Annotated in this window: 19 protein-coding genes, 2 tRNA genes, 1 pseudogene and 1 riboswitch; of the genes and pseudogenes, 10 read left to right on the top strand and 12 right to left on the bottom strand. The window is 51.8% G+C overall.

Annotated features, from left to right (window positions below):
* Nucleotides 1-117 precede the first annotated feature (117 nt).
* Nucleotides 118-441, top strand: coding sequence for a YgaP family membrane protein (locus K1I37_RS08990; RefSeq protein WP_152498833.1), 324 nt, complete (start codon nucleotides 118-120; stop codon nucleotides 439-441).
* Nucleotides 442-528: 87 nt separating this feature from the next.
* On the opposite strand, the gene K1I37_RS08985 is transcribed toward K1I37_RS08990, so the two are convergent.
* The gene (locus K1I37_RS08985; protein ID WP_021297426.1) at nucleotides 529-729 is read right to left on the bottom strand and encodes a hypothetical protein; all 201 of its coding nucleotides are present in this window, start codon (nucleotides 727-729) and stop codon (nucleotides 529-531) included.
* A 242-nt stretch (nucleotides 730-971) separates the two neighbouring features.
* Here K1I37_RS08985 and K1I37_RS08980 point away from each other — a divergent pair, with 242 nt between their 5' ends.
* The 6 genes from K1I37_RS08980 to K1I37_RS08955 all read left to right on the top strand — a co-directional run bounded on the left by K1I37_RS08980 (nucleotide 972) and on the right by K1I37_RS08955 (nucleotide 5,606).
* A complete protein-coding gene (locus tag K1I37_RS08980) occupies nucleotides 972-1,463 on the top strand; it encodes an IDEAL domain-containing protein (protein WP_021297427.1) in 492 nt (163 codons plus the stop codon).
* A gap of 163 nt (nucleotides 1,464-1,626) precedes the next feature.
* Nucleotides 1,627-1,851: a hypothetical protein gene (locus K1I37_RS08975; RefSeq protein ID WP_021297428.1), complete on the top strand. Its 225-nt coding sequence runs from the start codon at nucleotides 1,627-1,629 to the stop codon at nucleotides 1,849-1,851.
* A 24-nt stretch (nucleotides 1,852-1,875) separates the two neighbouring features.
* Nucleotides 1,876-2,235, top strand: coding sequence for a YlbF/YmcA family competence regulator (locus tag K1I37_RS08970; protein ID WP_021297429.1), 360 nt, complete (start codon nucleotides 1,876-1,878; stop codon nucleotides 2,233-2,235).
* A gap of 79 nt (nucleotides 2,236-2,314) precedes the next feature.
* Entirely contained in the window at nucleotides 2,315-2,671 is a 357-nt protein-coding gene (locus tag K1I37_RS08965) for a DUF1292 domain-containing protein (RefSeq protein ID WP_236613907.1), read from the top strand.
* A 167-nt stretch (nucleotides 2,672-2,838) separates the two neighbouring features.
* Nucleotides 2,839-4,794 carry an acetate--CoA ligase gene (acs, locus tag K1I37_RS08960; protein ID WP_021297431.1) on the top strand — a complete coding sequence of 652 codons (1,956 nt, stop codon included), beginning with the start codon at nucleotides 2,839-2,841 and terminating at the stop codon, nucleotides 4,792-4,794.
* A 227-nt stretch (nucleotides 4,795-5,021) separates the two neighbouring features.
* The gene (locus K1I37_RS08955; protein WP_021297432.1) at nucleotides 5,022-5,606 is read left to right on the top strand and encodes an acetate uptake transporter; all 585 of its coding nucleotides are present in this window, start codon (nucleotides 5,022-5,024) and stop codon (nucleotides 5,604-5,606) included.
* 461 nt (nucleotides 5,607-6,067) lie between these two features.
* Here K1I37_RS08955 and K1I37_RS08950 read toward each other — a convergent pair whose 3' ends face one another.
* Nucleotides 6,068-6,454 carry a hypothetical protein gene (locus K1I37_RS08950; protein ID WP_242216003.1) on the bottom strand — a complete coding sequence of 129 codons (387 nt, stop codon included), beginning with the start codon at nucleotides 6,452-6,454 and terminating at the stop codon, nucleotides 6,068-6,070.
* 148 nt (nucleotides 6,455-6,602) lie between these two features.
* Between K1I37_RS08950 and K1I37_RS08945 the strand changes: the two genes are divergently transcribed.
* Nucleotides 6,603-7,829: an IS256 family transposase gene (locus tag K1I37_RS08945; RefSeq protein WP_206923068.1), complete on the top strand. Its 1,227-nt coding sequence runs from the start codon at nucleotides 6,603-6,605 to the stop codon at nucleotides 7,827-7,829.
* Nucleotides 7,830-7,862: 33 nt separating this feature from the next.
* Nucleotides 7,863-8,114 (top strand): integrase core domain-containing protein, encoded by a 252-nt coding sequence (locus tag K1I37_RS21855; protein ID WP_407653213.1) that lies wholly within the window; start codon nucleotides 7,863-7,865, stop codon nucleotides 8,112-8,114.
* A gap of 188 nt (nucleotides 8,115-8,302) precedes the next feature.
* Here K1I37_RS21855 and K1I37_RS08940 read toward each other — a convergent pair whose 3' ends face one another.
* From K1I37_RS08940 to K1I37_RS08920, 5 genes and pseudogenes are all read right to left on the bottom strand, one after another.
* Nucleotides 8,303-9,505 carry a transposase gene (locus tag K1I37_RS08940; protein WP_242215907.1) on the bottom strand — a complete coding sequence of 401 codons (1,203 nt, stop codon included), beginning with the start codon at nucleotides 9,503-9,505 and terminating at the stop codon, nucleotides 8,303-8,305.
* A 156-nt stretch (nucleotides 9,506-9,661) separates the two neighbouring features.
* Nucleotides 9,662-9,880, bottom strand: a pseudogene (locus K1I37_RS08935) (IS110 family transposase); the annotation flags it as partial.
* Nucleotides 9,881-10,722: 842 nt separating this feature from the next.
* A complete protein-coding gene (locus K1I37_RS08930; RefSeq protein ID WP_242215904.1) occupies nucleotides 10,723-12,039 on the bottom strand; it encodes an IS1380 family transposase in 1,317 nt (438 codons plus the stop codon).
* Nucleotides 12,040-12,243: 204 nt separating this feature from the next.
* Nucleotides 12,244-13,086 (bottom strand): tyrosine-type recombinase/integrase, encoded by an 843-nt coding sequence (locus tag K1I37_RS08925; RefSeq protein WP_021298470.1) that lies wholly within the window; start codon nucleotides 13,084-13,086, stop codon nucleotides 12,244-12,246.
* A 105-nt stretch (nucleotides 13,087-13,191) separates the two neighbouring features.
* Nucleotides 13,192-13,632, bottom strand: coding sequence for a JAB domain-containing protein (locus K1I37_RS08920; RefSeq protein WP_021298471.1), 441 nt, complete (start codon nucleotides 13,630-13,632; stop codon nucleotides 13,192-13,194).
* A 434-nt stretch (nucleotides 13,633-14,066) separates the two neighbouring features.
* Between K1I37_RS08920 and K1I37_RS08915 the strand changes: the two genes are divergently transcribed.
* Nucleotides 14,067-15,212 carry a tyrosine-type recombinase/integrase gene (locus K1I37_RS08915; RefSeq protein ID WP_021298472.1) on the top strand — a complete coding sequence of 382 codons (1,146 nt, stop codon included), beginning with the start codon at nucleotides 14,067-14,069 and terminating at the stop codon, nucleotides 15,210-15,212.
* A gap of 121 nt (nucleotides 15,213-15,333) precedes the next feature.
* Here the strand turns inward: K1I37_RS08915 and K1I37_RS08910 are convergent.
* The 5 genes from K1I37_RS08910 to serA all read right to left on the bottom strand — a co-directional run bounded on the left by K1I37_RS08910 (nucleotide 15,334) and on the right by serA (nucleotide 19,515).
* Nucleotides 15,334-15,408: transfer RNA gene (locus K1I37_RS08910), tRNA-Thr, on the bottom strand.
* A 4-nt stretch (nucleotides 15,409-15,412) separates the two neighbouring features.
* A tRNA-Ser gene (locus tag K1I37_RS08905) sits at nucleotides 15,413-15,505 on the bottom strand.
* Nucleotides 15,506-15,678: 173 nt separating this feature from the next.
* Nucleotides 15,679-16,824, bottom strand: coding sequence for an HAD family hydrolase (locus K1I37_RS08900; RefSeq protein ID WP_021298473.1), 1,146 nt, complete (start codon nucleotides 16,822-16,824; stop codon nucleotides 15,679-15,681).
* A 12-nt stretch (nucleotides 16,825-16,836) separates the two neighbouring features.
* Nucleotides 16,837-17,916 carry a 3-phosphoserine/phosphohydroxythreonine transaminase gene (gene serC / locus K1I37_RS08895; protein ID WP_021298474.1) on the bottom strand — a complete coding sequence of 360 codons (1,080 nt, stop codon included), beginning with the start codon at nucleotides 17,914-17,916 and terminating at the stop codon, nucleotides 16,837-16,839.
* Between the two features lie 12 nt (nucleotides 17,917-17,928).
* A complete protein-coding gene (serA, locus tag K1I37_RS08890) occupies nucleotides 17,929-19,515 on the bottom strand; it encodes a phosphoglycerate dehydrogenase (protein ID WP_021298475.1) in 1,587 nt (528 codons plus the stop codon).
* A 138-nt stretch (nucleotides 19,516-19,653) separates the two neighbouring features.
* A riboswitch (ZMP/ZTP riboswitch) is annotated at nucleotides 19,654-19,734 on the bottom strand.
* Between the last annotated feature and the right edge of the window lie 37 nt (nucleotides 19,735-19,771).

Here is a 19,771-nt window from a genome sequence, read left to right as displayed (position 1 = left end):
ATGCAGCAAAAACAGCATTTAGTCAAGAAAGGTCAAATCACTTTATAAACGATCCTTTTCATAGGAAGAGCAGCCACAGTGAATACTGTTGATAAACCAGGGAAGGGAGTGCGCGTTGTGGAACAAAACCTGAGTACAGTAGATAAATATGTGCGGATGGTAACAGGCCTGTTGGCGCTCGGGGTTGCCTCGCGGCGCCGCGTTTCGCCAATGACAAGAACGATTCTATGGTCGTTTGGCGCGATGAAATTGGCGGAAGGCGCAACTGGCTGGTGTCCCATGCAGGCTGTTACCGAACGTTTGACCAATCAAAAATCGTCCCGTTCCTCGCAATCATCATCGCGAAACGATTCCCGCGCTTCATCAAGGCAACCGAACGCTGGCGGAAGCGACGACTACGATATTCCGTCCTACACAAAGATGGAACACCAAACACACTGAGTTCACAAACAAGGCGAGGGCTGCCAACAATGTTGGGCAGCCCTCGCCTTGTTCAACCCGGTTCAAGATGAATGATGGATACACGGATTACAGCCAACGTGCGGATGGCACAGAGGCCTCTTGCCGGCGAAACCGAACGCCGTACTTGCCGCTTTTCGCACGGTACACCTCGACATTGGTGGGACGAGCAGTACGCCGAATGCGTTCGTCTGCTTCAACCCACATGACGGCACAGTACGCTTCAAACTTTGACTCATATAGCCCGGCAAAATACACCCACTCGTCCATATCCCCATCCCCTCCGCAAGTAGTATCTGCTCCGGCGCAACTGGCTAGACCGGTAAAGGCTGTTTATCCTGCCAACACAGAAGGTTTTCACTTTCTTCACCGGCGTCAATTTGCTACAATAATTGCACACGATTTGCACACGCCGCTTCGCGGGTGTCTAGGCGCCTGTGTAAGACCAAATGGTGTTAGCACGACGTATGATACAAGAACAAGGAACTCCGACTGCAAAGGGAGTGATCTCGATGATGACCAAGGACGAAATTCTCACACTGAAAACGAAACTCCTTCCCAGTGGAGCGGACTCCGTCATCGACTATCTTGCCGCACGTCATGCGCAGCTTGAAGCGACGAACATCGTCTTAGAAAATGTACCGTTGTTGATCATTGGACGTCATGGCATGATCGCTCGGATTCCGATTAATGGACGTATTAAAAAAGTGAGCCAGCCGGATGAGGTTTTGCAACTTCTGCAAACGTTTTTCACGCAGCCGGCGACCGCTTCGGAAAAGTTGTACTTGTTTGTAAATCTACCAGATCTGCCAATCCCACCCGAAGTGCAACAAGTCTTGTCCGAGGTCGAAGAGCGGGCAAAGTTGCGTGAACAGGTGAAACAACGGATTGACAAGGCGTTGGATGAGCGCGATAAGTTCGCGTTTGAGGCGGCCGTCAAGGAATTGGCCAGCTTGCAGCAAGAAGATGACCGTCAGACCTGGAGAGCGCGTCGTTTTTTGTAACAGCACCGAAAACTGAATCATCGACGTACACAACTTGGTGTTGTGCCTCACGCGCAACACCAAGTTTTTTTTGACACAGCCGTGTGCGCACGCGCGAGTCGATGCACTGATGACACGTGCAATTGTGTCGTATAATGAAGGAAAGCGCCCAGGAGGGATTGCCGTGCAAAAGACTCGCGCCCTGCGGTATGTGTTGTTTAGTCTGTTGTTTGCCCTCGTTCTCGTGGGTATCGTTGTTCACAATTACATTGCACTCGCCAGCTTGATGGTCTGTGGAATCATTTTGGCCATCGTGAGCGACTTTATAGAGACTGCGCCAACTCGACCATACAAACAGTACAATCACATGCACGACCGGCACGGGGATGGACCGCATCTCAATACATGATAAAACCTACGGTAGGTGAACGCATTGGACAGAATTGAATTAATCGTCCAGGCGGATGAACTCGCCGAACTGATTTTGCATTTGCCTGAAGTTCGCAGCTATCGCGCCGCAGAAGCTCGCATGGAGGCAAATGGCGAAGCGATGAACCTGCGGCGCCGATTGTTCGAACTGCGAGAACAAATTGCAGAATTCCAGGCTCGACGGGTCCCGCCGCTACATTATAGCTATTTGCTTGAAGAAGCGGATGAATTACTGGGTAAACTAAATGCCATGCCAGAAGTTCAGGCGTTCGAAGAAGCACAGGCGAAGCTGAATGACCTTTTGGATGCCATCTCCAGCCGGCTGTCGGCTGCCGTGGAAAAACGCACCGAGGACCGAGCCTAAATTCCCGACAAGCCTGGTTATATGAGGTGCATCACAGGTTCGTTGACAGTGCATTCGAACGATGATATGCTGGGCAAACGTGGTACTGAGCCAAATTTTGATAACGGATGGGAATGAAGCACTGATGGCGGACGAGCATCAACACTCGCACGATCATGACCATGAACACGACGAAGACGAAGTCATCATCCTCGAAGACGAGAATGGTCAAGAGCATCAATTTGTCCTCGGTGAAGTTTTGACGGTAGACGGTAAAGATTACGCAGTTTTGCTGCCAGTCGACAACGAGACGGAAGAAGGCGTTATTTTCCGCATCGATGGAGAAGAAGGCGACCAGATGGTCCTTTCCGAAATCGACAATGACGACGAGTGGCAAAAAGTCGTCGACGCGTACAACGACGATTTGTTCGATGACGAAGCGGAAGACGAACAATAACATTATAGTCTCCGAACATACGGTGGGCTGACCAGGCGGAGTGCGAATACATTTGCACCCCTGGGTCAGCCCATTTTCTGTTTCGACATGCCTGTTGAGAATCTTTATTTTTGAAATATAATGGGTATAGTGACGATTTTAAACGCCGGTCGAAAGGGGTATACCTAATGAGTGTGGATTCCCAAAAACTATCTACTTTAATGCACGAAAATCGTACTTTTCCCCCTTCAGACGAATTCCGGGCACAAGCAAACTTCAACGATGAGCGCATTTACGAACAGGCTGCACAAGATCCCGAGGCATACTGGTCGGAACAAGCGTTACATTTAAGCTGGTTCAAACCTTTTGAAAACGTTCTCAAATGGACACCCCCACACGCCAAATGGTTTTTAGGTGGAAAACTGAATGCCGCGTACAACTGCGTGGACCGACATGCGTTTGGCCCTCGCAAAAACAAGGCGGCACTCATCTGGGAAGGCGAACCAGGCGACACTCGAGTACTCACTTATGATATGCTTCGTCGCGAAGTGGACAAAGCCGCGCACGCACTCAAGCGCCTAGGCGTTCAAAAAGGCGATAGAGTGAGCATCTACCTGCCGATGATTCCAGAGTTGCCTATCGCAATGCTGGCAGCGGCCAAAATCGGCGCCATTCACTCTGTGGTCTTTGCCGGATTCTCCAGCCAGTCGCTACAACAGCGCCTGGAGGACGCGAAGTCGAAAGTACTCATCACAGCCGACGGAGGATGGCGACGCGGCGGCATCACCCCGCTCAAAGCCAACGCCGACGAAGCCCTCGTACAAACGCCTGTCGAGAAAGTCGTCGTCGTCCAAAGGGTCGGTGAGGTGGCAGGCATCACGATGCAGGAGAATCGCGATGTGTATTGGCATGAGCTTTTGGCAGAATCACCGACAACACCATTTGAGCCGGAGCCAATGGACTCGGAAGACGTCCTTTACCTCCTGTACACCTCCGGAACAACAGGAAAGCCGAAAGGCATTGTTCATTCAACTGGTGGTTACCTGACGGGTGCGAATACGTCGATGCGCTCCGTGTTTGACATCAAAGACAGCGACGTCTGGTTCTGTACCGCTGATATCGGCTGGGTCACGGGCCACACCTATCTCGTCTACGGTCCACTGTCCGCTGGCACAACCGTGGTGATGTACGAAGGGGGACCCGATTACCCCACGCGGGATAGGTATTGGCAAATTATTGAGAAGTACGGCGTCACGGTCCTTTATACCGCGCCGACGTTAATTCGAACGTTTATGAAGTGGGGCGAGTCGCATCCAGCCGCACACGATTTGAGTACACTCCGCTTGCTCGGCACCGTCGGCGAGCCCATTAACCCGGAGGCCTGGATGTGGTTTCACCAACATGTCGGGCGCGGTACCTGCCCTATCGTCGACACCTGGTGGCAAACGGAGACTGGTTGCGCCATGATTGCACCACTACCTGGCATTGTCCCGACCAAGCCTGGCAGCGCAACGCGTGCGGTACCAGGCATCGACATCGACGTGGTGGACGAAAACGGCGAATCTGTGGGCTTTGAAAATGGCGGCTACCTCGTCATCAAGAAGCCGTGGCCATCCATGCTTCGGACCGTATGGCAGGATGATGCGCGCTATCGCGATACGTATTTCGGAAAGTTCGAAGGTGTCTACCTCCCCGGCGACGGCGCCCATGTCGATGCCGATGGATACGTATGGATTTTGGGGCGCATCGACGACGTCATTAACGTCTCGGGCCACCGGATTGGCACAGCAGAAGTGGAAAGTGCCCTCGTCGCACACCCGGCAGTCGCCGAAGCCGCTGTGATCGGCCGGGCACACGACGTCAAAGGTCAAGCTATCACCGCGTTCGTGACGGTGAGAGACGGTATCACAACAGACGAGCAACTCGTGGCAGATCTGAAACGGACAGTCGTTGAGCAAATTGGCGCCATGGCGCGTCCCGAGGAAATCATTTTTGCAGCTGAACTGCCAAAGACACGCAGCGCGAAGATCATGCGTCGCTTACTCCGGGACATCGCGGAAGGTCGTGTCCTCGGGGATACAACCACCTTAGCTGATCCCAGCGTCGTCGACACCCTGAAAGCTCAATATAAAGACGCTGAATAAGGACACATATGACCTGTGGTAACAACATGTGGGACCGGTGATGCAACCGGCCGCCGGTCCCCATGGTCTCCTTCCCTTTCCACTCCTGAAATCAATCAGGGGGTGATGACTTTCACCGCACACATTCGCGACCAACTCTTGCGGAAGTAGTACAAATACCTGTGCACACCTACAGACCATTACCTTGACACATCGCTCGAATTTCACTGAGAAATGAGGGATTCAGTATGAGTCAACAGGTGAAAATTGGGGACCCAGGACCACTTGGCTTAGCCGGATTTGGGATCACGACGTGCATTTTAAGTTTAATCAACGCGCACGTGACCAGTGCCAACGCGCTTGGTGTTGTGCTCGGACTGGCGCTCGTCTACGGCGGTGCTTGCCAGCTCATCGCCGGGATGTGGGAATTTCGCAAAGGCAACACATTTGGTGCTACCGCATTTTCATCGTACGGCGGATTTTGGATTGCATTCTACTTTATCGAAAAAGCTGCCCCACAGGCTGGGCTCGGCGTATTTCTCCTATTTTTCGGCATCCTTACGTTCTTTCTCTGGTTGGGCACCTTCTATTTGAATCGTGCGCTGTTCTTTGTTTTCTTCACACTGTGGATTGCATTTGGCTTATTGGCGCTCAATGGCTTTGGCGTCATCGGTTCCCAAGCAGGCGGCTGGGTCGGCCTACTTTGCGGAGCGATTGCACTGTATACATCCTTCGCAACCGTGATCAACGAGACTGCAGGACACACGGTATTGCCGCTCGGCGAATCGATTCGAAAGGCTTCCAGCGACAACAATGTAAGCGTTTCCTCTTAAATCGGATAACCGCTTTCTAGAGCGCTTTGGATAAGCGAACAGAAAAGAAAAGAAAAGTCGCCCCGGTGTTTTATTGAAGTTCACGAGAATCGATAAAAATATCGTACCGTATGGTGTCCTGATGAAATGTGACACATTTTATGAAGGGTCTGAAGCATTTAATGCTTTGGTCCCTCGTTTTCTTTTTCATGAATTAATATTCAACGTATTCTCTTGGATGCGTGAGGAGTGGGAGGGGTAAATTTTGCAAAGCAAAAGATGGGAGGAGCGAAGCGGCTTCCCCTGTGTCGAGCCTGTGGAGTTGTGGGCAACCCTGTTCTTGGGTTGTCCATCAAATCCATCAGGCTAATCTTTTGGAAAAATCCTTACATACGCATAAAACGACAGCCGTAGCTGCCGTTTTGAGTGTATCTTGATCTGGGACTAATGCCCCCCTTATGCGACAGAAGGATTACCAGACTTCACTGTGCTAACTTGGTGTTGAACTGTTTTTGCCATTGGTTGTTTTTTAACCAGTTATACAGGTTTGGGTCTTTGAAGTAGACTGTTTTATTTCCGACTTGATACGATATCACACCATCGACAAAGTGGTACACCTTGCTCAGATCCTGTGAATGTCCCGCCATGTAAAATGTCGGGCTTATCGAAATTTGCTCTTTAGAGGACAACTGCAATTCGAGCACTGCAGGGTTCGTATTGGCGGCTGTCCCGATTGGTGGGTTGGGAGGTGGCGGAAGTTGTACGGATACAAGTTCAGCCGTCGCTAACCATTTTTCAATCTGTGCCACCGTCTCTGATTGGTTTTTCGGTTCATATGATAACGCCGCCAATCCCGCAATAACATACACATGTTGAATGTCCGTCGCTTTTGGAAACTGTAGAGTTGTTAAAGTCTCAAGTAGTGGTGTAAATTCTTCAGGAGGCTGAATCTTGACGAAAAAGCCATCGAGTGCAATCTACTAAAAGTGTGCAGCAATCAGTAGAGGAGGCACTTCGATGGCTTATACGGATAAGATCGCACTTTTGGAGTTAATTCGCAAGATCGGATTAGAAGATGGTGATGTGGATTTCTTGAAAGAAGGGCTGAGGGTTCTCACCCAAGCAGTGATGGAGGCTGAGGTGAGCTCCCTGATTGGCGCTGAGCGATATGAGCGTAGTGAGAAGCGTAGCAACAGCCGTAATGGGTATAGAGAACGAGAATGGGATACTCGTGTCGGAACGATCGATTTGCAGATTCCCAAGCTTCGTAAAGGGAGTTACTTCCCAAGTATCCTAGAACCTCGGCGGAAGGCTGAAAAAGCCCTTCTGTCCGTTGTTCAAGAAGCGTATGTGCATGGTGTGAGCACTCGTAAAGTGGATGAGTTGGTCGAATCTATGGGGATTCAAGGAATCAGCAAAAGCGAAGTGTCTCGAATCTGTAAAGAACTCGACGATGTAGTGCAGGACTTCAAAAACCGCCCGCTGGAGGGGACGTATCCATATCTTTGGCTAGATGCCACTTTCCCGAAAGTGCGAGAAGGCGGACGGGTGCAGAGCATGGCGTTTGTGATTGCCATTGGTGTGCGAAACACCGGTGAGCGTGAAGTATTGGGATTTGACATTGGCACCAGCGAGGACGGCGCGTTTTGGCTCACATTCATCCGCAGTCTGATTGCACGTGGATTGCGTGGCGTACAGTTAGTAATTAGCGACGCGCACGAAGGACTGCGTAGTGCCATTGCTTCTGCGCTGACTGGAGCGACCTGGCAGCGCTGTCGTGTCCACACAATGCGCAATATTCTCAGCCAGGTGCCTAGAGCGTCACAAGCGATGGTCTCATCCATTGTCCGGACCATCTTTGCGCAGCCGACGCAGGAAGCCGCCAAACAGCAATTATCTGTCGTTGTGAAACAACTTCAAGGAAAGTTTCCAAAAGCGATGGGTGTTCTGGAACGTGCAGAGGAAGACGTATTAGCATACATGGGATTCCCGAAGGAGCACTGGAAGCAGATTTGCTCGACAAACCCACTTGAGCGCTTAAATCGTGAACTAAGGCGGCGCTTTGATGTGGTTGGCATATTCCCCAACCGAGAGTCTGTATTGCGCCTTGGAGGATCGATTCTCCAAGAGCAGAACGATGAATGGATAGTTGCAAGGCGCTACTTCAGCCGAGAGTCTATGGCAAAACTCATTGGCACTGATGAACAGCAGTTACTAGCTCCAACGTCAGTTTTGCATAAATAGCTAACACTAGGGGTTGCACTCAATTTACACCACTTGACGGGACACTACCTGAGCCGCAAGGGCAACTGTTTTGATAATGCGTGTATCGAGTCGTTTCACAGCATCATTAAGCGTGAACTTGTTTATCTGGAAAAGTTCAAAACGCGTAAGCAAGCCATACAACGGATTTTCGAATACATCGAAATCTGGTACAACCGGGAACGCGTTCACTCGTCCATTGGCTTTTTACCACCGGCCGAGTGTGAAAGAAGATATTTCCATGCGCAGCGGGCTAAAGCAGGCTGAGTGGATCGGTATCAGAATATTAAAACTTACAAATTCTCTGTTTGGGGTGTCCATTTTATTGACTTGAGCGTTTTGCAGAATGGTCGTTTTGGGTGGAGGTGAAAAAGGAACAACACCTAGGGGAAGTAAACTAAATTCCACATACTGGTATTCTTGCGCCGTTTCTCGTCACGTCAACTCGTTTTGATTTATGCAGTCTTCTTGTGTCGTTCGATATGGTTCACAGCTAGTGCCGATGCAAGTAACACGATCGCGTTGAGGAACATGTGTGTCTTTACTTTTCGGATGCCTCGGACATGGACGTCGTTCGCCGTCAAATTCGTCTTAAGCCTTGCGTTACAACGCTCTACAGCAGTTCGCTCGTTGTATAACAGCTTCCAATTCTGCGTGCCTCGGTGTGGTGCGCAGTAACGCCGAATATCTTCTGTGATCCGCTTTTTGACCACCATACCGTAGTTGGATTCGGAACATGTCGCGATTCCAAGCGGACAATCTACCTTCCCAACCGCGTGCGGGCAGCGAAACTTTAGTCGGTCACCGTCCGCACCCCAATACACCATGTCATATCCCATCGTGCAACGCGGCGTCCCGTCCGATGCGATTCCTTCAGGCGGTTCTTTTTCACCGCGCTTGTTCATCGCGATAATTGCCTGTGCACCATATTGACGAACCGTTTCATAGTTTTTGACTTGATCATATCCAGCATCCATCATGACAAAGTCGATTTTCCAACCGTGCGTCGTCACGACGTGTTCCAGCAATGGTGCCGCCATCTCACCATCAAAGACGTTCGCTGGTGTGACATCCAAAGCAACTGGCAGTTCACTCGCGGTATCCACAGCCAAGTGGAATTTGTATCCGAACCAAGCAAGCTTGTTGCCAAAGGTATCGTATTTTGCGCCCCAGTTGGCATTGCCCGTTTCCTGGCTCTTGGACTTAGGTTGTTTTTTCTCGTAGGACTTCACGGCGGCACTGTCCACAGCCAAATGGCGTCCGTTGATGATGCTCGCTTCTTTACATTGACTGACCAGGTCAATGAAGAGCTTCTCAGCGAGACCCAACTCAACAACGGCTGAAAACACGCGACTCAGTGTGGAGACCGACGGGGCTGCTTCGTCGATTCGAAACCCACACTGGTAGCGAAAGCGTATATCTCGCGCCAACCGTTCATGAAGCCTTGTGAACGTTGAGATTCCTTCAAGCGGAGCAGCCAGCAGTGCGCGCAGAATCGCTTCACGATTCATAGGTTTCGCGCCTTGGGGTGACTGTTTTCTCAATTTCGAAGCATAGGGTTGTAAATCCAAGACAGCGAAGAACAAGGGCAGACGATCGCTGGAGTCAATTTCTAGCCAGTCTTCAAAGGAAAAGAGCGATGGTTGGAGAATATACAAGTGGGACTTCCCTCCTCGAAAATTTCTTGTTTGGTCACTTGAAATCTTCTCGAAGGTTGGGGTGAAGTCCTTTTTCATGCCCTAAAAACCCTTGCCCTGCGGGAGTTTATAAATCTGCAAAACGCTCACTTAATACCACGGCATGTCCATTGCGCGCAGTAGTCGATACAGTCCATAGCCTGTCGGACCTGCTTCGTAACAAAACTCCAGTTCGACGCCATCTGAAGCCAATCTATGTACCAGGCTCCTTACAACTTCCACCGTATGAGGGAACATTCCGATATATCTCGGTTCACCACGGCCCTCGTCTGCTACCGCAACTGCGATACTTTCCTTAGACACATCCAAACCTACAAACTTTGTGATAGTCTTCATAGTATCGGCTCCCTTCGTATGTGGCTCTGCACTGTTCTCCTAACTTCAGTGTAAACCACGATGTGCGAAACGGAGCCGGTGTCGTTCATTATGACTAGTTCAAGAATCGTCAACAAAATAGCCTATGTAAAAGTAAAAACCACGAATCAACTGGTCCGTGGTCTTTACATGGTCGAGGCAAGCCGTGGAGTAGCAAATCCACAATCCGTCGCTGCGTGACTGCCTTTATACTTCCCTCTATGCGAGTTGTGTGATAACAAGGTGTGCTGACACAGGCCTTGTTCCTCCAGCGAGAGGAGTGATGGTTAGGGCCGTTGATTCGCCAGCAGGATTCCGTACAGTGAGTACGGAATTGACGGCTGTCGTTTTCACAAGAGCCACTCCTACTATCTGTGAAGTACCTGTTGCTCGCCCGACCACCGTATAGGTTAAGTCAGCGCCGTTGAGAGTTAAAATCAGTTGGCCCGCTTCGTCCACACCCACCTGAAAAAAGACCCAATAAGTGCCAATTGCAGACAAGTTAAATGTACTGGGACCAGTACGGGCAATAGTAGCCCCACTAGTAGGTCCATCTTCCGGAAAACTTACGTCTGCACCGGGAGCAACTGTTGCTGTATTATCAGGAGGCATCAACGCAAAAAAATCTGCAAATTTGAGGCTAAAATTAAACCCGGATTTCGACGATTAGGTGATTGAGGTCATTGACCGGGGCATGTTTTCAAGTATTTGGTGGATTTGTTAGCGAACACGGCGAAATCATGGTACGGAACTAGAGCAATGGACACAATTCCCCCCTCCCCAAGCCAGGCTATGAACTCCACTTTTTCAATTGGAAGAAAAATCTACGTGGCGGCATGAAGCATGATCAACGACCGATGCTTTGCATACACGGGAAGACGAATGCTCCACTGGCGTGCATGACGCACTAGAATCCCAGGTAGATGGAATAGTCTTCGTCTGAGCCGTCCGGCGGTCCACTGTCGCACCCCTGGTTGAAGCGCGACGTGCTTGTACAGCAGGAGTAGATTATACGCAAGTAGCTTTAGACCTTGCAGCGCTTTGTTGGCATCGAAATTCTGGCTGGAGAATCGGTCAATGGCAAATCCATATTTGGCTTCCTTGATGTGATTCTCAGCGTTACCACGAAAGTTATAGAAGTGCCATACATCCTCGCCGCTCCAGTCAAACGTTGTGGCAATCGCCTCGTATTCCCAGAGCCAATCCGCACACAGGCACTCCTGGGGGTCAATGTCTAAGCGACGCACAATCACGACCCGCCGAGGCCTGTCCCAGGATGTTGCCTGATACATGATGGAAGTAACGTCACAATGTTCCCGGTCACTCTCTGTGATGCAGTGCCAGAGGAGATTTGGCGCTTGCGCCAACTGTGCGAGTCGCTTGGTCCACTTCAGTTTGATGACGTAATCCCGCTGATCTTGCTCCAATATCTGAAACACTTTTTCTCCGGTAAACCCTTTATCCATGCGGACGGCACGAATGTTGACGCCATCCGGCAACTGGTCTTTCATCGCCTTGTAGAAATCCGCAAATCCATCTGATGTATGGGCGTCACCAGAGCGCAACTCATCATAGAGACAACAACCAGTGAGTGAATCAAACGCCAGCAAGGGATGGAAACTCGCTCGTCCGTGATGGTGTGGATTATATCCAACAGCGGACTGTTGCTGCGCGCCATAAACAGTCTCTACAGAGGAGTCGATATCGACCACGATGCCTTGTCCTTTGGGGAGAAGTGACCTTAGGATTTGTCTATGCGCCGAACGTATCGCTTTGATGCCAGCGTCGGAACCGAGCCGCTTCAGATCCTTATACAACAGAGTCGTATCAGGCAGTTTCGGCACGTCCAACTTCAGCTTCAACAGGGGATCTTGTTCGATGTCCTCAAAGTGGAAAATCCGTTCCTGACCCAGCAAGGAACCGAAAATGACGGTCAGAGCAATATCGTCCATGTGGAACTGGGTGTTTCTGCCCTTGCGTAATCCATGTACCCAAAACTCCCTGTCAATACCCGTTCCCAAAACGAAATCTATGAGACCACTTGCACCGCCAAAGGAGGTGGCGGCATTCAAATCGTAGCGAGTATGAATTGTAGAGCTTTTACGAGCAAACTGACTTCGTGTATGATTATATTGTTTCACCCAAAAGGTGCTCCTTCCTAGCGAAGATGTGGTTCTCGACAAACTCATCTTAGCCATACGGGGAGCACCTTTTCAATTATTCACACCAGTTCATGAGGACACAATCGTCGAAATCCGGGATTATAGGAATGCTGCCCGTTACCTGAACAAAAAAAGCCCTGCACACATTGTACAGGACTTTGTTTGTGGCTTTGTTGCAAATTCTTATTGCACAAAATATCGCTGATACGACTGCTGCCTCGCCGCGCCGCTCAAATGGGCGTACAGTTGCGTTGTTTCCGGCTTCTCATGGCCCAAGATGGATTGTACGGCCACCAGCGGCGCACCTTGGTTCAGAAGGACGGTCGCCAGCGTATGCCTCATTTTGTGCGGACTGACGCGCTCTTCGAGGCCGCAACGCTTGGCGATTCGCTTAAAGATATACTGTATTTCATGGACGGACATGCGATGTGGCTTGCGTTGCGTGACGAAGAGTGCCGGATCGCGGTCTTTCCGCTCACGCAAATAGCGTTCGACCCAGATGCGTGCCTTCGCACCAAAGTACACCTCGCGTTCCTTGTTGCCTTTGCCCAGAACAGTCACGGAGCCGCGCTGCCAGTCAATCTCGTCTTTTTTGATGCGTTGTATCTCCGCAACGCGGCCACCAGTGGCAAAAAAGAACTCGACAAGCGCGTGTTCTAACGAGGATTCACAGGAGTCGCGGAGCAGTTCCAATTCCTCGATAGTCATTGCTTTTGGCACTCGTTTGCCGGGTTTCGGTTCGTTTAGCTTACCTGTGGGATTCCGAGCCAGCAAATCTTCCTCAGTCAGCCACTTGAACAGAGACTTAATGGAGCGGATTTTATGCCCCAAGCTGGACGGTTTTAGATGGGTATGGTGGCTCAGTTGTTCGCGTAGGAGCGGCAGCGTGACATCCTTGATGTCGATGTCGCCTATGTCGCGAATGAGTAGCTGGTGTTGAAGTCGATACGCTTTGATGGTGTACTTCGAGAACCCTTCCTGTGTACGGACGTTTAGATACGCCTCAGATGCCTCAGACAGTCGCATATTGCCGTTACCTCCGTGTGTGGTTTGCCGTTCTTGGCAGACGGCTTCACACATCTGGCGGAGGTATGACAAAGGGTAAGGCGGGGATTTCTCCCCGCTCACCCGTTACATATATCCCTGTGCTTTAAGAGAACTGAACCTTTCATCACCGACCACAATGTGATCCAACAAATCTATTCCAATGATCCTACATGCCTCCGACAGTCGTTTCGTTACCGCGATATCTTCAGGGCTTGGTGTTGGGTCGCCGGATGGATGATTGTGACCGACGATGATTCCTGAAGCGCTTCCAAGTATTGCAACTTTCAAAACCTCCCGAGGGTGTACCACTGAAGCATCAAGGCTGCCGATACTCGCCGTATGGATACCACGGACATTATGCTTCGTGTCGAGCACCATCACCACAAAATGCTCCCGGTCAACGCCGTCAAGATATGTACGCAATATCTCCCATGCGTCTTCTGCACATCGAATCTGCTTGACTCCACTCGCAATTGTGCGCTCGCGTACCATTTCGATCCTCAAAACTGGAATCCTGTAACTCATTCTCTCATCCCCCTTCAATCGTCCGAAGCGGCCCTGTGGGCGGCTCCGCCGAGGCGGACGAATCATCGCCCTAGGAGGCTCGTTGCAAAGGGTGTAAGCGCGGTACCGGACCGAGACGGCTTCACTGAGACACATTCTGAGGAAGGATAAGGAGCGCGGCCCTTTGGAATGAGATAGGGCGATGATAGCCTAGGCGTGGCGGAGAAGATACAAAGAGCGGAGGACGAACACCGTAGAAATACTTGAACGCTTTTTTCGCCTTTTGGAGTAAACTTTATCAAACCCACTCCGAAGACATGCTCATTATTTATGAGTAGGTCTTAGTTTTATTACTGCGAATTATTGTGTCCAAATTCATTCTTGTGTGCAGTTTGTGTGCAGTTTGTGTGCGGTTTATACTACAGGTAATCCTATCCAAATCGGAGGTTGATAAAGTGGAAGGACAAATCATTGATCGAGGCATCAACAAGCGTACTGGTTTGCACGCTTGGCTAATTCGAGTGCCCAACGGGACAGATGCCAAAGGCAAGCGTCTGTACGCGAACAGAACTATTCATGGGACTAAGCGTGATGCGGAACGTACCCGGCGTGAGATGTTGGCCGAGAGAGACCGAGGGACACTGCGGGAGTCGTCTAGGGAGAGCTTGGATGATTATTTGACTCGGTGGCTGGAGGTTCATAAAGCAACCGTCAAGGAGCGGACGTATTACAACGATGCGGAAATGATTGATCGTTACATTCGTCCCCATGTAGGTATGATCAAACTACAGAAACTGTCCCCCTTGGACGTTCAGACCCTGTACGCAAAACTAGGTGATCAAGGACTTAGCTCCGCCACCATTCGACGCGCCCATGCCGTGTTACACCACGCGCTTGAACAAGCTGTTCGTTGGCAGATCATTGGCCAAAATCCTGCTCGATTGGTCAAGCCTCCAAAGCTTATCAAACCGGAAATGTGCACACTGACGGAGGACGAAGCCGTACGCCTCTTGGATGAGTGCATTTACGACCAGTACGGTACACTCTTTCATTTCTTGTTGATGACAGGCTGCCGTCCCGGAGAAGCTTATGGATTGCACTGGTCTGATATTGATTTCGACAGTCACACTGTCACAATTCGTCGCGCACTTAGTCGCAAAGGAACGCGAAGTTTTTTGTCCACTACGAAGACGTCCTCAGGTATGCGCACAGTATCGATTTTTGACGAGAGTTTGCTGGAATCATTAAAGCAGATGAAACAGGAACGAAAGGAACGTCAGGCGAAGTTGGGAAAGCCATTTAACGACGATGAATATGTCTTCGTTTCGTCCAAAGGCACTCCGTTAAATGATCGAAACGTAATCCAACGCCATTTCAAACCGTTACTAAAACGCGTGGGCATAAATGAAGATTTCCGTTTGTATGACCTTCGACACAGCACAGCAAGCCTTCTGCTGCGTCTAAACGTGCATCCAAAAGTGGTTGCGGAAATGTTTGGTCATTCCGACATCACTTTAACCCTTAACACATACTCACACGTAACACCGGGGTTACAAGAGGAGGCGGCGCAAAAGTTGTCCAATCTGCTCCGTAGACGGTAGTCTGCACACAACTTGCACACACAAAAAGAATGCTGCACACAAGTCGCACACAAAACGAAAATGAGGCAGCTACCCGTTTAGGATAACCACCTCAAAAACCGCGTCACCACGGCCTTTCTTATGGAGCCACCTGTCGGATTTGAACCGACGACCTGCTCATTACGAGTGAGCCGCTCTACCCCTGAGCCAAGGTGGCATGATGGCGGAGAGAGAGGGATTCGAACCCTCGAGACGGGTTTAACCACCTACACGATTTCCAATCGTGCTCCTTCGGCCAACTCGGACATCTCTCCACAATAAGTGCGTGCAACAGTTGATATCTTAGCATGGGCTTGTCCTACACGCAACCCCTTATCCATAGCATTTTCCTGGCTATGCGACAGCAAAAAGGGACTTCATCAACGTCCACGATGAAGCCCCTCGAGGCCCAGCCGATAGTGGTGGCACTTACTGATTAGGAATCCAATTACTCTTGAGCTTCAGACGCTACCACACCATCGCTCAATAGCAAATCCCTCACCTGCAGTGCATTATCCAAAATGAAATCAGCCTGCAGCCGTTCGAACTTCGGACGGGCCGAGGCCCCTTCTAGGCCAGTCAATACTGCGGCAAACGACGCACCCAAACGCTGCGCAGCCAAAGCGTCTGCAATCGAATCGCCCACAATGAGCACCTGTTCGCGCTTGCCTGGGAGTGGCAAGGACGTCCGAAGCAACGCGGTCGTATCGTCATTCGCCGTCAGGCTTCGCAAATAGGAATACGGGTGCGGCTTCGACAACGGCCTTGCCGATGGCGCCCGCTGCTCCGCCACGAGAACATCCGAGGCAGTCGAGACTTTCGCCGCGTCAAAAAACTGCCACCAACCAAAAAACTCAAGCGGAACTTTCGTCTCCGTAAACGGTCGACCCGTTGCAATGCCAAGCCGGATACCGCTCGCGACCAAATCTTTCAGCAAGGATTGGAACGAAGCCGGATCCACCAACGGAATTTCACTGGTCAGAAAACCTAGCTTCCCTGTTGAGGCGTGCGTGTACGCATCCCCTAGGTACCATTCCTGAAACGTCTCCTGCCCGATGTCCCACAACTTTCGGTCATCGAGTTCCAGGCCCAGTAGCGTTTGCAGCACAGTGCGTGCGCGCTCGAACAGTTCGTCACGCGTCGTCGCCCCGCCATACAGTGCATCATAGTGCGTATAAGACACCAAGGGTACACCTACGTGCGCACGAATCACCCTGCCAAGTTGCGCCATGGCTTCCACATGCCACCCCGCGCGTAGCGCGTCGGCCGCAGCGGCGCGCAAGGCCGAATTCGTCTCACACGTCGATAGTACGTGCGCCAACTCGCTGACAAAAACTAAATAAACCATGTCCCAGTTGGCATTGACGCCGACATTCTTCAATTTCTCAAGAACCGTATCCTGTTGAAAAACTGTCTGGCGAATCTGGGTGATGTCCGCGTCCGACAAATCGGCCCGATACGTGCCCGCAACCGACTCAAAACCGAGAAAACGGGAACTCGTCAACAATTCGTTGACTGTCAGTGCCGAGGCGTCAAAGTACCGCTCCTCACTGAGCATCACCCCGTCAATATCAAACAAAACGTCGGTAAACATGTCTATCCCCCATCATCGATGTGCCCGGGCGAACGTTTCCATAAACGTCGCAAAGCGGGCGGCAGACTCTACGGACACGGCATTGTACAGCGAGACACGGCACCCACCGACCGATCGATGGCCCTTGACGCCGACAAATTCGCGCGCCTTCGCCTGCTCCAGGAATTCCGCGGTGAGCGCCTCATCGCGCAGGCGAAATGTCACATTCATATCCGATCTCGCCCCGACCTTCGCATGTCCCTGAAACAAGTCCGGGTACTCGTCGATAACGCGGTACAACAGGTTAGCTTTTTCCCGGTTGCGTTCGGCCATACCCGCGACCCCACCGTTTTCCCCAATCCAGTCCAACACCAACCCCATCATATAAATGGCAAACGTCGGCGGCGTGTTGTACAACGAGCGCTGCTTCGCGTGCACTGGATAACTTAACATCGTCGGAACCTCGCGGTTGGCGCTGTCGAGGAAGGCATCCCGCGCGATGACCACCGTCACCCCTGAAGGCCCCAGATTCTTCTGGGCGCCAGCGTACGCGACGGCAATGTGGCTGAAGTCGACCGGGCGTGACAAGATGTCACTCGACATATCGACGATAAGCGGGTGGTCAATGTCCGGCAGCGCCTGCCATTGCGTCCCGTAGATGGTGTTATTCGACGTGAGGTGCACGTACCGAACTGGCGTCTGTGGCATCTTTACCTCTGCGGGGATATCCGTATAGCCCCCCTGCTTGGCCTGGTCGTCCACAATCACGTGGCCGAAGCGCTCCGCTTCTTTGGCCGCTTTTTCCGACCACGAACCTGTGAGCACATACAATGCGGTCTCGTCGGTGTTGAGAAAATTCATAGGCACCATAGAAAACTGCAGACTCGCGCCGCCCTGCAAAAACAGTACGCGAAAATCGTCCGGAACATGGAGCAGCTTCCGCAGCTTCGCCTCCGCAGCGTCGTGAATCGCCTCGTACTCGCGACTGCGGTGACTCATTTCCATCACGCTCATACCCGTGCCCTGATAATCGAGCAGCTCCTCGCGCACGCGCTCCAACACAGGACGCGGTAATGCCGATGGCCCTGCGTTAAAATTGTCAATCCGTCTCACAAGACATCCTCCTCACAACTCGATGGCGCGGACCATCAAGATGCCGTCCACACTAGCAATTTGTCCGATAACGTCCGGAGACACAGAACGGTCTACCGCCAGAAGCATAATCGCTTCGCCACCGCTCTCCCGGCGCCCCACCTGCATTCCTGCGATGTTCACCTGCGCGTCGCCGAGGAACGTACCAATGCGGCCAATCATGCCCGGTTGGTCCTTGTGACGCGTGAACAGCAGCACGCCTTCACTGGGCATGTCGATGGGATACCCGTCGAGTTCGACAATCCGCGGTCCCGATTCGCTGTACAAGGTGCCTGTCAGCTGATGCAATCCGCCATCGGTCACAAACGAAATAGAGATCTCGTTCGTGTAGACACGCCCGCGCGTCTCCCGCACTTCCTGCACCCGAATACCCGATTCTTCCGCAAACTGCAGGGCATTCACGTAATTTATCTCACCGCGGTACTGGAATCCAAGCAGCCCTTTGAGCACCGTCCGCGTGAGATACCCACCGTCCGGCGCCGAAGCGTCGCCGGCATACGTCACGCGGATGTTCGAGGGCGCGCCTTGTGCCAACTGTGCCGCAAACAGTCCAAGCTTCTCCGCGAGCGCCAAGTACGGCGTCAGGCGGGCTTTCTGCTCGGCGCTTAGGCTGGGGAGGTTGACGGCGTGATCGAACGGCTCGTCCTTCAGCACGCGCACAATTTGCTCCGCAACCTGAATCGCGACATTCTCCTGCGCCTCGACCGTCGAAGCACCGAGATGCGGCGTTAATATCACATTGTCAAACGACCGCAGCGGATGGTCTTCCCGAAGCGGCTCCGATTCGAAGACGTCGATGGCAGCGCCCGCAACCTGCTCTGTCCTGAGCGCATCGCACAACGCCAATTCGTCGATGATACCCCCACGGGCACAGTTGACAATGCGCACGCCGCGCTTGAGCGTCTGAAGACGGGCTGCATCTATCATGTGGTGCGTTTCCTTCGTGAGGGGTGTGTGCACCGTGATGAAATCGGCCTCGGCAATCGCGTCGTCGAGCGACGCTTTGACAATGCCAAGACTCAATGCGCGCTCTTCGGTCAAAAATGGATCATACCCGATGACATTCATCCCGAATACCTTCGCGCGCTTCGCGACCTCTGTCCCGATGCGGCCCATGCCGAGAATCGCCAGCGTCTTGCCACGCAATTCGACGCCGACAAAGCGTTTGCGGTTCCAATTCCCGGCTAACAAATCGCGATTGGCAACCGGGATGTGACGCGCGAGACTAATCATCATTGCGAACGTGTGCTCAGCAGCGGCAATCGTGTTGCCATCTGGGGCGTTAATCACCAGTACGCCATGCCGCGTCGCCGATTCGAGGTCGATATTGTCGACCCCAACACCTGCACGGCCAATCACCCGCAGGTTGCGCGCCGCCTGAATCACCTTGTCCGTCACGGTCGTCTGTGAGCGCACGACCAACGCGTGTGCATCCGCAATTGCTTCGAGCAATTCCGACTCGGACAAGCCCGTGCGCACATCGACTGTCGCGCCCGGCATCGACTCAAGCACCTCAACACCCGTCTTTGCGATATCATCTGTTACAAGAATCTTCAGCATTTGTCCCGTTTCGCTCCCCTCGTCACCTGAACCGGAAGACCTCTCTACTCTATTGGTCGTCCCGCACATTCGCATAGCTTCGATTGTGTATTCGGATTTTGTAATACAGGAAAGGCCACCAAGGGCAGCTCCTAAAACTTCGAGTGCCCAGGCGGCCGGCATGTCTATCGTTGCACTCCCCTGTGGTGACCCACGTTTCCGCCAGTCATGCAACGCGAAATTTCTACACTGTTCAGACTAATAGAGAATCTACACA

Origin of the sequence: Alicyclobacillus acidoterrestris (assembly GCF_022674245.1) — a bacterium.
Taxonomy (GTDB): domain Bacteria; phylum Bacillota; class Bacilli; order Alicyclobacillales; family Alicyclobacillaceae; genus Alicyclobacillus; species Alicyclobacillus acidoterrestris.
The sequence above is the reverse complement of the archived record's forward strand: the minus strand, read 5'-3'. Positions and strand labels throughout refer to the sequence as shown.